Raw genomic sequence first — 13708 nt, 5'->3', positions numbered from 1 at the left:
CCCATTGATATTGTGGTGACGATGGGATGCAATGTACAGTGTCCGTTTCTTCCGTGTAAATATCGGGAGGACTGGGGACTGGAAGATCCCAGCGGCAAAGAGGACAGCTCCTTTTTGCAGACCATCCAGAGCATCCATCAAAAGGTGGAGGAACTGAAAAATAAAATACAAACAGGAAAGTATCAATTTTAATTTACAAAAAGGAGAATATATATGCTGGAACCAAATACAAAAGCACCCGATTTTGCATTGCCGGACAAGGAAGGAAATCTTGTCCATCTGTCCGACTTTCTGGGTAAAAAGGTGGTGCTCTACTTCTATCCAAAGGATAACACCCCAGGATGCACCCGTCAGGCCTGCGCTTTTGCCGCAGCCAATGAAGAACTGGAGCAGGCAGGTGCCGTCGTCATCGGCATCAGCAAGGACTCGGTAGTCTCCCATCAGAAATTTGCCCAGAAGCACGGTCTGCCGTTTGTGCTGCTGTCCGACCCTGAGCTGCAGGCGATTCAGGCTTACGGCGTATGGCAGGAGAAGAAGCTGTACGGCAAGGTGAGCATGGGCGTTGTCCGTTCGACCTACCTGATTGATGAGCAGGGAATGATCGAAAAGGTGATGCCGAAGGTAAAGCCGGACACCAATGCAGCGGAGATTTTAAAATACTTACAGGAAAATAAATAAGATATTTTCCAATATGGAAAATTCATAGCACAAAAGAAGGTCTGGTTTTATCTAAAACCAGACCTTCTTTTGTATAAAAGGGAGTAAGTTTTCGTGAGAAAATGAAGTTACATCTGTCCGCCGACGATGGTTGGAACAGCATCCTTTGGAACAGGGCAGTAGTATCCGCCCGCTGTGCGGGTTTCAAACTCCGATTTTGCCTGCTGGATGTACTGTGGGTTCTCAAACAGCTCGATGGCAGTGGCAGCGATGACCTTGCCAGCGGTCAGCAGACCCTTGTGGCCGATCGAGGTTTTTCCGGTGGAAACGTTCTGCCAGCTGTGGCCAGGGGATTTGGAAGCAAAGGTAACAACGTTGATCTGTGCGGTTGGAACCTGCCAGCTGACGTCGCCGACATCGGTGGAACCCATGCGCTGACGGGTGCTGAAGTGGTATGGTACCAGGAAGTCGTTGAGCGGGATGGTGCCGTGTTTGCTGACCTGATCGACCCAGGCGGCAATTTCTTCGCTCTCGTCGCAGGCGTCGCCAGGCAGATCATCGTTTGTCATCTCGTAGGAAGCGACGATCTTCTTTGCATATTCCTTTTCTTCCTCGGTATAGGTTGGCACGCCGACCTCATTGAAGTTTTTCCAGAGCAGCATCTCCAGAACCTTGTTTGGAACGGTGTTGGAGCAGCCGTCGATGAAGCGCTTGGTCATGGTAGTTTCGGTCATCAGTGCAGCGCCCTCGGCGATTTTGTCGACCCGTTTTTCCAGTGCCAGAGCATCCTTAGCAAGCTGGGAACGTACCATGTACAGCACCTGTGCATGCGGCTGAACAACGTTCGGGGAGTTGCCGCCTGCATCGGTGATTGCATAATGGATTCTTGCGCTGTCCGGCATGTGTTCACGCAGGAACTGAACGCCGACGTTCATCAGTTCGACGGCATCCAGTGCGGAACGTCCCAGTTCTGGTGCGCCTGCTGCATGAGATGCAACGCCGGTGAACTTATACTCCACCTGAATGCAGGTGTTGCAGGTGCCGGAGGTAACCTGGTTGACACTGCCTGGATGCCAGGTCAGTGCTGCATCCAGCTCTGGCCAGATGTTGTCGCGGGCCATAAATGCTTTGGAGGCTCCGCCTTCCTCACCTGGGCAGCCGTAGAAGATGACAGTGCCAGGAGTTTTGGTTTCTTCCAGATATTTTTTGACGGCAAATGCTGCTGCCATCGAACCGGCGCCCAGCATGTTGTGACCGCAGCCATGTCCGCAGCCGTTCGGAACGACCTCTTTGCGCTCGGTAGCGCCGCCCTCCTGGGAGAGTCCGGTCAGTGCGTCGTACTCTGCCAGAATGCCGATGACAGGATGTCCGCTGCCATAGATCGCTTTAAAAGCAGTTTCAATGCCGGCGACCGGTGTCTCTACGGTAAAGCCTTCTTTTTCCAGGACCTCACAGTAGAGCTTGGCGGATTTGTATTCCATCAGGGAAAGCTCGGCATATTCCCAGATTTTATCCGAAACATCGGTGAAAACCGATGCGTTCTGATCAATCACGTCGAGATATTTTTGTTTGTCGACCACAGAAAACACTCCTTTGTCTTAACTTGAATAGAAGGGAGAAACACCGTGATGTTTCTCCCGTTGATGTTGGATATTAGTAGAGAACCTTGCTCAAAAATTCCTGGGTTCTTGGGTTCTGCGGATGGGAGAAGATCTCGTCCGGTGTTCCTTTTTCAGCCAGGATGCCGCCGTCCATGAAGAATACGCGGTCGGAAATCTCTCTTGCAAAGCCCATCTCATGGGTGACGATAACGGTGGTCATGCCGTCTTTTACCAAGGATTTGATAACGTTGAGTACCTCGCCGACCATCTCAGGGTCCAGTGCGGAGGTTGGCTCGTCGAACAGCATAACGTCCGGTTCCATTGCCAGTGCACGAACGATGGCAAGACGCTGTTTTTGACCACCGGAAAGGCGCTGTGGGTATTCGTCGTACTTCTCGCCAAGGCCGACGCGGTTGAGCAGTGCTTTTGCCATTTCGACCGCTTCATTCTGCTTTTTCTTGCCCAGCAGAACCGGAGCCATGGTGACGTTTTCGCCAACGGTCATGTGCGGGAACACATTGAAGTGCTGGAATACCATGCCCATCTTCTGACGATGGAGGTCGATGTTGACGCCTTTGGCGGTGATGTCCTCTCCTTCAAAGAGGATTTTGCCGCTGTCCGGTACCTCCAGCAGGTTCAGGCAGCGCAGGAAGGTACTTTTGCCGCCGCCGGAAGGGCCAATGATCGAAACAACCTCTCCTTTGGAGATGTGTTCGCTGACGCCTTTGAGAACCTTCAGTTCTCCAAAGCTTTTATGTAAATCGGTTACCTCAATCAGATGATTGGAATTAGTCACTTGTCTTCAATCTCCTTTCCAGAACGGCGATTACCTTCGAGAGGCTAAAGGTCAGTACAAAGTAGATGATACCTACAACAATCAGTGGTTCGATAGACAGATAGGTTGCACCGTTGATTGTTTTGTACTGTGTCATCAGATCGCCGACAAAGAAGGTGGAAGCCAGCGAAGTTTCCTTGATAACAGAGACAAACTCGTTGCACAATGCAGGAAGAATATTTTTGATTGCCTGTGGGAAGATAACTTTCATCATGGTTTGGCGTCCGTTCAGACCCAGAGAGCGAGCTGCTTCGGTCTGTCCTTTATCGACGGCGCTGATACCGGCACGGATAATCTCAGCGACGTAGGCGCCGGAGTTTAAGCACAATGCCAGAATGATGGAAAAGTTTTTGTTGATCGACAAAGCTGGGATCAGCATTGGCAACAGGAAATAGAAGAAGTATAACTGAAGCAGCAATGGTGTGCCGCGGATAAGCTCTACATAGATGGTAGCCAGCAGATTAAGCGGACGGCAGTTACCTACCTTGAGCTTGCTGATTCTCATGACTGCAAGCAACGAACCGATCAGAACACCGAATGCAACGGTGATCGCACTGAGCAGCAGAGTATTTCCGGTACCAATTAAAAACAGGTTCCAGTATTTGCCGAGTATCCGCACGATATTATTGATAATATCCAAAGAAAATTCCTCCTAAATGACGACTTGTCAATGATTATTCATCGACTTCGATGCCGAGAGATTTTGCAAGCTCGGTTGCTTCCTCTTTCCACTGGAGGTACAGACCCTGCTCGTTGACATCTGCAATGATTTCGTTGATTGCTTCCATCAGTTCGGTTTCGCCTTTTTTAGCAGCGACAACGTTGCCTTCACTCTGATAATCGAAGTAAAAACTGCTCATGGATACCGAGTCGTAATTCTGCTCAAACATTTCGCCGTTGTCACCGGAGACTGCCAGTGCGTCGATCTTGCCAGTCTGAAGCATCAGCAGGCCGTCGTTGAGGCTGGAAATCAGTTCTACCTCAGCATCCGGCAGCTGAGAGGTTACCAGGTTGTACTGCAGGGAACCGTTCTGCGCACCGATCAGTTTACCGGAAAAATCTTCCGCAGAGGTGTAATTGTCTACCTGATCTGCAAGAACCAGCAGGCCCTGTCCTTTGCCATCGCTTTCTTCCATACCATAGAAATCGGAAAGCTCCATGCTCTCAGCACGTTCCTCTGTCTTTGCAAAACCGGAGATAGCAATGTCTGCCTGACCGGAAGTAACAGCTGCCTGTACAGCGCTGAAGTCCATTGCCTGGATTTCCAGTTCTACGCCCAGCTGTTCAGCGATGTATTTACCAAGTTCGATGTCCGAACCAACGTATTTGGTTTCGCCGCTGCTGATATCTTCAAATTCCATTGGAGCAAAGTCTGGGCTGGTTGCCATGGTCAGAACGCCGGCTTCCTTGATCTGATCCAAACGGCTCTGAGAGGAGCCGCATCCTCCCAACATGCCAATCAACAGGGTAGCGCCTAACAGTGTGCTCATCAGTTTCTTAAAGTTTTTCATCAATATGACCTCCTCAAAGGTGAGTGAATTTTTATTAAAATTTATGTTATTATTATACATTTTATTTCGGAAATGTAAAGTGTAAAACTGCATAAACAAACCTAACTTTTAATTTTTATTCTGTAAATTATGTATAAAAAACCCATAATTTAGGGCGAAAATCGGAAAAATGGAATGCATAATCATTCCTCGAATACAAAAGAATAAATACAAAAAGAGCGTTATCCAATGTAAATTGGATAACGCTCTTTGCTATTTTTTGTAGTTTACAGTTCCTGCCGTCCTTCCAATGCACGATAGAGGGTAACCTCATCGGCATATTCCAGATTGCCGCCCATCGGGATACCGGAGGCAAGGCGGGTCACCTTGACACCCAGCGGTTTTAACAGGCGGGCAATATACATCGCAGTGGTTTCCCCTTCGACAGTAGGGTTGGTGGCCATGATGACCTCCTGCACGCCGCCCTGCTGGATACGCAGCAGCAGTTGGCGGATGGTCAGATCATCCGGTCCCTTCTGGTTCATCGGAGAGATCAGTCCATGCAGCACATGGTAAAGTCCCTGATATTCGCGGGTCTTTTCAATCGCCATGACGTCACGCGGTCCCTCCACCACACAGATGATGCTGTGGTCACGGGCAGGATCGGAACAGATCTGGCAGGTTTCCTGATCGGTCAGGTTCTGGCAGACCGAACAGGGATGGATCTTTTCGTGCGCCTCCAGGATGGTGTCGGCAAATTCCTTTGCCTTGTCCTGCGGCAGATTGAGTACATAAAAGGCAAGCCGCTGGGCCGTCTTTCTGCCAATGCCAGGAAGGCGGGCAAACTGTTCGATCAGGCGGGTCAGCGGCATTACATCATACTTCATTGATTAAAACAGGCCTGGCAGGGAAAGACCGTTGGTGATCTTTTCCATCTCGGAGGAATGAACTTCCTCTACCTTGCGGATTGCTTCGTTGACAGCGCCGATGATCATATCCTGCAGAATCTCAACGTCCTCAGGGTCAACAGCTTCCGGTTTGATGGTCAGAGAAACGATCTCCTTTTTGCCGTTGATGGTGCATTCTACCATACCGCCGCCGGCAGAGGTGGTGTACTCTTTTTCATTGAGTTCTTCCTGGGTTTTTTCCATCTCTTCCTGCATCTTCTGTGCCTGTTTGATCATGGACTGCATGTTCTGCGGACCGCCGCCCATACCTTTTGGAAGTCTTGCTTTCATTTTTGGTTCCTCCTATGCTTTTGGTGTATCCGAAATGGATAACTAAAAATCAGATTTATCTTCAGAAACAGCACCGCTGTTTTTGACAAAGAATTAGTTTTCAATCGAAATGTCGACGCCCAGATCCTGTGCCTTATTCAGAATATCCTCCATGGGATCGTCTTTTTTGGCGGTTTGGTATTGATCCTTTTTAAAAGGACCGATGCGCCAGTCGCGTCCGGAGCCGTCGATCAGCGCCTGATGAATCGACTTTTTGGCGTATTCGTTGGTGCGGATCATCTCCAGGAAAAACGGATCGTCGCAGTCGATCAGCACAATGTCCCGATAACGGTAGGCAGCTGTGTTGACCAGGGCACCGTGCAGAGCAGTGTTGGAGTGCAAAAGTGCCTGCAATACCTTGGGCCATTCTGGAAAAGCTTCCACCTCTTTTTTGGAAGGAGGTGCTGTTTCCACTGGTGCAGCTGCTGCCGGCGATTCGGCTGCCACTTTGGGAGCAGAAACCGTCTGTACAGCTTCCTTTTGCTTTGCCGGAGCTGCCGCAACAGGAATCACGCCGTTTTTTAGCTGATTTTCCAGGCGGGACAGCCGCGCCAGAATCGCATCGACCGAACGATCCAGCGAGGGATTGGTCAGCTTGATGACTGCCATCTCCAGCTCGGTTCTGGTCTGGGAGGTCTTATTCATCCGTGACAACGTGTCCTGCAGCACGGTGAGCGAGTACAAAATCTGTGCCATCGAGTAGCGGGACGCCTGTTCGGTCAGAGCTTCGGTGTCCTGCGCCAGTCCTGGGACAAAGTCCGCAGGCGATTTGAGTGCCTTTGCCATCATCAGTCCACGATAGTGGGAGATCAGCTGAACGCACATCTTTTCAAAGTCGATCGAGTTTGCATACATGGCGTCGATTTCCTTTAATATCGCCGGAATATCCTGTTTTAATACAGCGTCGGCGATGGTAAAGAGAGAATCGGAAACGGCAAGACCGGCGCTTGTCCGAACGTGGGAAAGGGTGATGTGTTCGGGTTCGTCATCACCGCCGCGAGCATTGCTGCGGCAGACGTCCAGCAGCGACAGTGCATCGCGCATGCCGCCTTCCGCCAGACGGGCGATCAGCTGGGCAGCGTCCTCGTCAATTTCGATCTGCTCCTGCGAGCAGACATATTTGACCCGCTCAGCGATGACCTGCGGACTGATGCGCCGAAAGTCAAACCGCTGACAGCGGGAGAGAATGGTTGCGGGAATTTTGTGTACCTCGGTGGTTGCCAGAATAAAAATGACATGTTCCGGCGGTTCCTCCATGATCTTGAGCAGCGCATTGAAGGCGCCGACGCTGAGCATGTGAGTCTCGTCGATGATGTACACCCTGTATTTGGCGACCGCCGGAGTGAAGTTTGCTTCCTCGCGTAGCTGACGGATGTTGTCTACACCGTTGTTGCTGGCAGCGTCGATTTCGGTGACATCCAGCACCGAACCGTCGTCAATTCCTTTGCAGACGTCGCAGACGCCGCAGGGATTGCCGTCGTGCTGATTGGGGCAGTTGACCGCCTTGGCGATAATTTTGGAGCAGGTGGTTTTGCCGGTGCCGCGGGAACCGGTGAACAGATACGCATGTCCGACCCTGCCGCTGGCAATTTCCTGCTTTAATGTTTCGGTGATGTGTTCCTGTCCGACGACGTCATCGAAATTTTGGGGACGGTATTTTCTGTATAAAGCCTGATACATTCCATCCTTCCTTCCGAACCTGCCTGACAAAAAAGGCAGGGTGCACCAAATCTGAAAAACATATCCTTTATCATGCGGAAATGCAGGTTACCTGCGGCGCACAGAAACTGCCACTTAATGCTGCTCGGTTCCCCGCCTGACATGGTTCATGGAGCCCTGTCGCACAGGACCAACATCTCCGCATGATAAAAAACACGTTTGACCTGAAGGTACAGCCCTGCCACACGAATGAGCGGTATTATTAAATCATGCTTTTATATTATACAATAGAATTTATAAAAAGGCAAGAAGATTTTTATAAATTCTATTGATAAATAAAGCATAAAGGGGATATGATGGTAGAATAAAAAGGTATATAAAGGAAAAATGGAGGAAGTTTCGATGGAGTATATGGGAAATCAACAATACTGGGATCAAAAATTTTGCCTGAGAACAGGGCAGCTGCCGCCCGAACAGCTTTTGACCGAGGAACTTTCTCTGTTTGCAGGCAAACACACGGTGCTGGATCTTGCCTGTGGAGACGGAAGGAATGCACTGTACCTTGCCGGACAGGGTTTTCAGGTCACGGCGGTGGATTTCAGTTCGTCCGGTTTGGAACGTCTGAAAGGCTTTGCAGCACAGGAGAGATTGCATATCTCCACAAAACAGATGGATCTCTCCTCTCCCGAAGGTTTGGAGCAGCTGGGAAGGTACGACGTGATTTTGTGCAACCATTATCGGCTGTTATCCAAAACGGCGGAACGGCTGAAGGAACATCTGGAGCAGGATGGAATTTTGTGGATCAATGGTTTTGCAGAATGTTCGCCGGACAATCCTTCCATACAGCCACGGGATCTGATCGACCGGCAGGATTACCTGGATGCAGGATACCAGCTGCTTTCAGTAAAGGAGTATCCGGTGGGTGAGCGGCATTTTGTGCGGCTGATTTTATCGCAGACAGACTCCTTTGCCGGAAATCAGGAAAAGTGTTGAATTTGTGCCATGTTTTTTAGACGTTTTGTTCTTGCGTTTCGGATGTTTTTGCCTCTTGTTAAAAAAATATGAACTCTTTTCATACATGTTGACAAGAGCTTTGATAGGGCTTACAATGGACAAAGAAAATAGTTAACCACAATAATTATTTTAATTAAATAATTGCAGAAAAGGAGGAAATAATGAACAACGAACTAAGCCGTTCCATGCAGATGTTTCGGGTGATGGATCGGATGCGCAGGGCGTGGATGGAGATTACGCCGATGCAGGAGATGAGCAAATCTCAGTTTAACACCCTGATGATGCTGCGACATGGCGTGGCAGAACATCACCAAGGGGAGGAGCAGAAGCCGTGTGAACCGATGACCCTGTCGGAACTTTCCTCCAAGTTGGGACAGAGCATGCCGGCAGTCAGCCAGCGCATCAGCAAGCTGGAGTCGATGGGCTATGTACAGCGTTCACCCGACCTCAAGGACAAGCGGACCACCTGGATCTGTTTGACCGATGCAGGAGAAAAGCTGCTGCAAAATTCTTGTCATCTGATGGCGCAGAAGCTAGAATCCATTATGGAACAGATGGGCCAGGAGGACACCCAGACGATGTTTCGGGTGCTGGAAAAACTGGCAGGCATCATGGAACAATCGGCAGATAAGTCTGAAAGTTAGCAGCCAAAACAGAACCTGGCCACTGACAAATTCCCCGTGGAAGGATGGGGAGCCGACGAGATGGGAAGACTTGTCGGCATAAAACAAAGAAAGCAGGAGGAATCAAAACAATGCTGAAACTCAAGCGATATTTAAAGCCATATATCGCACTGTTGCTGGGAGCGATTGCCTTTTTGTTCGGGCAGGCAATGCTGGAACTGACGCTGCCAAACTACATGAGCGATATTGTCAACGTCGGTTTGCAGCAGGGCGGCATTACCCAGTCTGCACCGGAGGCAATCGACCAGCAGAGCATGGCGATGATGCAGATGTTTATGTCCGAGGAGGACCGTCAGGCCGTCAATGGAACCTATATCCAGCTGGAAGAGGGTGAGCAGCTGACCGAGCTTCAAAAGACCTATCCAAACCTCAAGGCAGGGGACTATGCTCTGATCGAGCATCCAGCCGAAGGAATTAACGGTGCGTTTTCCCGCGCTTCTTATGCGCTGGTCAGCCTGGTGGAGGAAGTCAATGCCCAGCAGGAAGGCAGCGGAGATATGCAGGAGGTTCTCTCCAATCTGTCGACCTTGATGATGCAGCCGGAAGGAATGCAGATGATTCAGGATGCGATCGACGAAGCAGCAGTCACACCGGAAAGCATGATTTCCCAGACCGGTCCGGTGATGGTCAAGAGCTTTTATCAGAAGCTGGGTGCGGACACCGATGCGATCCAGACAAACTACATCATCAAAGACGGACTGAAGATGCTGGGTCTGACCGTTCTGCTGACCTGCTGTGCCATCGGCGCAGGCTTCTGTCTGGCAAGAATGGGCGCTGGCGTCGGCCGCGATCTTCGCCGCGATGTTTTCACCAAAGTTACCTATTTTAATAACAGCGAGATGGACCAGTTCTCCACCGCCAGCTTGATTACCCGTTCGACCAACGATATTACCCAGATTCAGAACTTTTTGAGCATGGGTCTGCGCATGATGTGCTTTGCACCGATCATGGGTATCGGCGGTATCATCATGGGTCTGTCCACCTGTGTCAGCCTGGCATGGGTGCTGGCACTGGCACTGATTGTTATGCTGGGCCTGATTGTTACCCTGTTCAGTGTTGCGCTGCCAAGATTTAAGAAGATGCAGAGCCTGATTGATAAGCTCAACCTGGTCAGCCGTGAGGAACTCTCCGGCATCATGGTTGTGCGCGCCTTTGCAAACCAGAGCTTTATGCAGCAGCGTTTTGACAAAGCCAACAAGGATTTGACCAGCAACACTCTGTTTGTCAACCGTGCAATGGCAACGATGATGCCTGCCATGATGTTTGTCATGAACGGTATCTCGCTGCTGATCGTTTGGTTTGGCGGCAAGCAGATTGCCGAGAGCAACCTTCAGGTCGGCGACATGATGGCGTTTATCCAGTATGCAATGCACGTTATCATGAGCTTCCTGTTTATCAGTATGATGTTTATCATGGTGCCGAGAGCTTCTGTATCCGCTGACCGTATCAGTGAGATTCTCGAGACCAAGAACAAAGTAGATGATCCGTCACAGCCGCGTCACTTTGACGGCAAGGTCAAAGGACTGGTTGAGTTTAAAAACGTTTCGTTCCGCTATGACGGTGCAGATGCCGATGTTCTGGAAAATATCAGCTTTACTGCGCGTCCAGGTGAAACAACAGCCTTTATCGGTTCGACCGGTTCCGGCAAGTCCACGTTGATTAACCTGATTCCGCGTTTTTATGATGCGACCAAGGGAAGCATCACCATCGACGGAATTGATGTGCGGGAACTGAATCAGCAGGAACTGCGCGACAACATCGGCTATGTTCCGCAGAAGGGTCTGCTGTTCAGCGGCACTATCGCCTCCAACCTGCGCTATGGCGACGAAAATGCGCCGATGGAGGAGTTGGAAAAGAGCGCGGAGGTAGCGCAGGCCACCGAGTTTATCAGCGAGCTGGAAAAAGGCTTTGACACCGAGATCAGCCAGGGTGGTACCAACGTTTCGGGCGGTCAGCGTCAGCGACTGTCCATTGCAAGAGCATTGGTTAAGAAGGCGCCAATCTATATCTTTGACGATACCTTCTCGGCACTCGACTTTAAGACCGACGCTAAGCTGAGAAAAGCACTGAAAACCTACACCGAGAATTCCACCGTCTTTATCGTGGCGCAGCGTATTTCCACCATCATGCAGGCAGAACAGATCGTTGTGCTGGATGAAGGCAGAATTGTAGGCATTGGCAAACATCAGGATCTGCTGAAAAACTGCAGCACCTACCGTGAGATTGCAGAAAGTCAGCTTTCAAAGGAGGAATTGGCATAATGGCAGGACCAAGAGTAGGAGGTCGTGGACCTCATGGAATGATGCCTGGCGAAAAAGCCAAGGACTTCAAAGGAACGATGGGTAAGCTGCTCACCTATCTGAAAAAATTCCTTCCAAGTATTATCCTGGTGCTGGTATGTGCAGCAGCCAGCACGGTATTCTCCATCTTTGGACCAAAGGTACTGGGACAGGCGACCACCAAGCTGTTCGAAGGCTTGATCGCAATGCTGACCGGTACCGGCAGCATTGATTTTGATGCGATTGCACAGATTCTGCTGTTTTTGCTGTGTCTGTATATCATCAGCGCGCTGCTTTCCTATGTACAGGGCTGGATCATGTCGGGCGTAGCGACCAAGCTGAGCTATTCGATGCGCAAGGACATCAGCGAAAAGATCGACCGGATGCCGCTGGCCTATTTTGACCGCGTGCCAAACGGCGAGGTTTTGAGCCGCATTACCAACGATGTCGATACCATCACCCAGACACTCAACCAGAGCCTGTCGCAGATCGTCACCAATATCACCATGATGATCGGTGTACTGTGCATGATGCTGTCCATCAGTCCGGCGATGACGCTGGTGGCTCTGTGCATCCTGCCGCTGAGTGTCATCATTGTCAGCATCGTTGTTAAAAACAGCCAGCCGTTCTTCCGCAAGCAGCAGGAATATCTGGGCCACGTCAACGGTCACGTCGAAGAAATGTACGGCGGACACGTCGTTGTTACCGCATTCAACGGCCAGCAGGAAAGCATCGACACCTTCAAAACACTCAACGAAAACCTGTATCATGCCGCATGGAAGAGCCAGTTTTTCTCCGGCATGATGATGCCTCTGATGAACTTTGTCAGCAACCTGGGCTATGTGGGCATCTGTGTACTGGGCGGATTTTTGAGCCTGAATGGTACGATTACCGTCGGTGATATTCAGGCATTTACCCAGTATGTACGTCAGTTCACCCAGCCGATCACCCAGATTGCCAACATCTCCAACGTCCTTCAGCAGACTGCCGCAGCAGCGGAGCGTGTGTTTGCATTCTTGGAGGAACAGGAGGAACCGGCAGACCCTAAAAACTCGCTGCCGGCAGAGGTCATCGACGGATCGGTCTACTTTGCACATGTTCACTTTGGATATGTGCCGGAAAAGACCATCATCAACGATTTTTCTGCGATCATTCAGCCAGGAACCAAGGTGGCAATCGTAGGCCCGACCGGTGCCGGCAAGACCACCATGGTCAAGCTGCTGATGCGCTTCTACGACGTCAGCCAGGGAGCAATCCTGCTCAACGGCTACGACGTCAAGCAGTTTACCCGCAAGAACCTGCGCGACAGCTTCGGTATGGTATTGCAGGATACCTGGCTTTATAACGACACCATCCGTGAAAATATCCGTTTCGGCCGTCTGGATGCAACCGATGAGGAAGTTGTAGCGGCAGCCAAGGCGGCGCAGGTCGATCACTTTGTCCGCACTCTGCCGCATGGCTACGACACCATCCTCAACGAGGAAGCCAGCAACGTCAGCCAGGGTCAGAAACAGCTGTTGACCATCGCAAGAACCATCATCTCTAATCCGAAGATTCTGATTCTGGATGAGGCAACCTCCAGCGTCGATACCCGAACCGAGATTCTGATTCAGCGGGCGATGGATAAACTGACCGAAGGCCGCACCAGCTTTATCATTGCGCACCGTCTGTCCACCATCCGCGATGCCGATATCATCCTGGTTATGAAGGACGGCGACATCGTCGAAACCGGAAACCATCAGGAACTGCTGGCAAAGGGCGGATTCTACGCAGAACTGTACCGCAGCCAGTTTGCAAACGTAAACGAGGAATAACAAAGCTCTCAAAGCATAAAAGAAGGAGAACAGCCGACAAGCTGTTCTCCTTCTTTGCGTCTTCTCTTGAAATTTAAAGGTTATCCCGAACGACACGGCAGGGATTGCCAAAGGCAACCTTGTTTGCGGGAATATCGTGGGTGACGACGCTGCCTGCACCGATGACAACATTGTCGCCGATGGTGACACCAGGCAGCAGAATGGCGCCGCCGCCGATCCAGACATTGTTTCCGATGATGACCGGTGCCGTCTGGGTACGGCAGAAGGCAAAGGAGCCATCCTCTCTGGGAGCGCCGAACCGGTCGGCAGCATTGGTCGGGTGAAAGGCGGTATAGATCTGTACGTTGGGTGCAATCAGCGCATTGTTGCCGATGACAATGCGGTTGTCGTCCAGAAAGG

General features: G+C 50.7%; 13 protein-coding genes, 1 other RNA gene and 1 pseudogene. 6 read left to right on the top strand and 9 right to left on the bottom strand.

The genetic code is table 11. From position 1 onward, the window contains the following. A pseudogene (locus Q0L39_RS07750) lies at positions 1 to 192 on the top strand (arsenate reductase ArsC); the annotation flags it as partial. A gap of 21 nt (positions 193 to 213) precedes the next feature. Further along, the gene (bcp, locus tag Q0L39_RS07745) at positions 214 to 678 is read left to right on the top strand and encodes a thioredoxin-dependent thiol peroxidase (protein WP_296628107.1); all 465 of its coding nucleotides are present in this window, start codon (positions 214 to 216) and stop codon (positions 676 to 678) included. Positions 679 to 785: 107 nt separating this feature from the next. Here bcp and Q0L39_RS07740 read toward each other — a convergent pair whose 3' ends face one another. The 8 genes from Q0L39_RS07740 to ffs form a co-directional block, all read right to left on the bottom strand. Further along, positions 786 to 2237, bottom strand: a complete 1452-nt coding sequence (locus Q0L39_RS07740; protein WP_296628105.1) for a M20 family metallopeptidase — start codon at positions 2235 to 2237, stop codon at positions 786 to 788. Between the two features lie 73 nt (positions 2238 to 2310). Beyond that, on the bottom strand, positions 2311 to 3036 hold the full coding sequence (locus Q0L39_RS07735) for an amino acid ABC transporter ATP-binding protein (RefSeq protein WP_296628110.1): 726 nt from the start codon (positions 3034 to 3036) through the stop codon (positions 2311 to 2313). 10 nt (positions 3037 to 3046) lie between these two features. Continuing rightward, complete coding sequence (locus Q0L39_RS07730) at positions 3047 to 3727, bottom strand: amino acid ABC transporter permease (protein WP_296628109.1); 681 nt, start codon at positions 3725 to 3727, stop codon at positions 3047 to 3049. Between the two features lie 40 nt (positions 3728 to 3767). Beyond that, a complete protein-coding gene (locus tag Q0L39_RS07725; protein WP_296628104.1) occupies positions 3768 to 4604 on the bottom strand; it encodes a transporter substrate-binding domain-containing protein in 837 nt (278 codons plus the stop codon). A 266-nt stretch (positions 4605 to 4870) separates the two neighbouring features. Further along, complete coding sequence (gene recR / locus Q0L39_RS07720; protein WP_296628102.1) at positions 4871 to 5470, bottom strand: recombination mediator RecR; 600 nt, start codon at positions 5468 to 5470, stop codon at positions 4871 to 4873. 3 nt (positions 5471 to 5473) lie between these two features. Beyond that, entirely contained in the window at positions 5474 to 5821 is a 348-nt protein-coding gene (locus tag Q0L39_RS07715; RefSeq protein WP_296628100.1) for a YbaB/EbfC family nucleoid-associated protein, read from the bottom strand. Between the two features lie 93 nt (positions 5822 to 5914). Further along, positions 5915 to 7540 carry a DNA polymerase III subunit gamma/tau gene (dnaX, locus tag Q0L39_RS07710; protein ID WP_296628098.1) on the bottom strand — a complete coding sequence of 542 codons (1626 nt, stop codon included), beginning with the start codon at positions 7538 to 7540 and terminating at the stop codon, positions 5915 to 5917. A 77-nt stretch (positions 7541 to 7617) separates the two neighbouring features. After that, positions 7618 to 7716: signal recognition particle sRNA small type (gene ffs, locus Q0L39_RS07705), an RNA gene on the bottom strand. Between the two features lie 205 nt (positions 7717 to 7921). Here ffs and Q0L39_RS07700 point away from each other — a divergent pair. The 4 genes from Q0L39_RS07700 to Q0L39_RS07685 all read left to right on the top strand — a co-directional run bounded on the left by Q0L39_RS07700 (position 7922) and on the right by Q0L39_RS07685 (position 13309). After that, the gene (locus tag Q0L39_RS07700) at positions 7922 to 8512 is read left to right on the top strand and encodes a methyltransferase domain-containing protein (protein WP_296628096.1); all 591 of its coding nucleotides are present in this window, start codon (positions 7922 to 7924) and stop codon (positions 8510 to 8512) included. Positions 8513 to 8694: 182 nt separating this feature from the next. Further along, positions 8695 to 9177, top strand: a complete 483-nt coding sequence (locus tag Q0L39_RS07695; RefSeq protein WP_296628093.1) for a MarR family transcriptional regulator — start codon at positions 8695 to 8697, stop codon at positions 9175 to 9177. A 110-nt stretch (positions 9178 to 9287) separates the two neighbouring features. After that, complete coding sequence (locus tag Q0L39_RS07690; RefSeq protein WP_296628091.1) at positions 9288 to 11477, top strand: ABC transporter ATP-binding protein; 2190 nt, start codon at positions 9288 to 9290, stop codon at positions 11475 to 11477. Further along, a complete protein-coding gene (locus Q0L39_RS07685) occupies positions 11477 to 13309 on the top strand; it encodes an ABC transporter ATP-binding protein (RefSeq protein WP_296628089.1) in 1833 nt (610 codons plus the stop codon). Before Q0L39_RS07690 ends, Q0L39_RS07685 begins: the two co-directional genes overlap by 1 nt. A 73-nt stretch (positions 13310 to 13382) precedes the next feature. On the opposite strand, the gene Q0L39_RS07680 is transcribed toward Q0L39_RS07685, so the two are convergent. Further along, positions 13383 to 13708 (bottom strand): DapH/DapD/GlmU-related protein (locus Q0L39_RS07680; protein ID WP_296628087.1); only part of this gene is annotated, 326 nt, incomplete at its 5' end.

The organism is uncultured Negativibacillus sp., from assembly GCF_944388365.1.
Lineage (GTDB): Bacteria > Bacillota > Clostridia > Oscillospirales > Ruminococcaceae > Negativibacillus.
The sequence above is the reverse complement of the archived record's forward strand: the minus strand, read 5'-3'. Positions and strand labels throughout refer to the sequence as shown.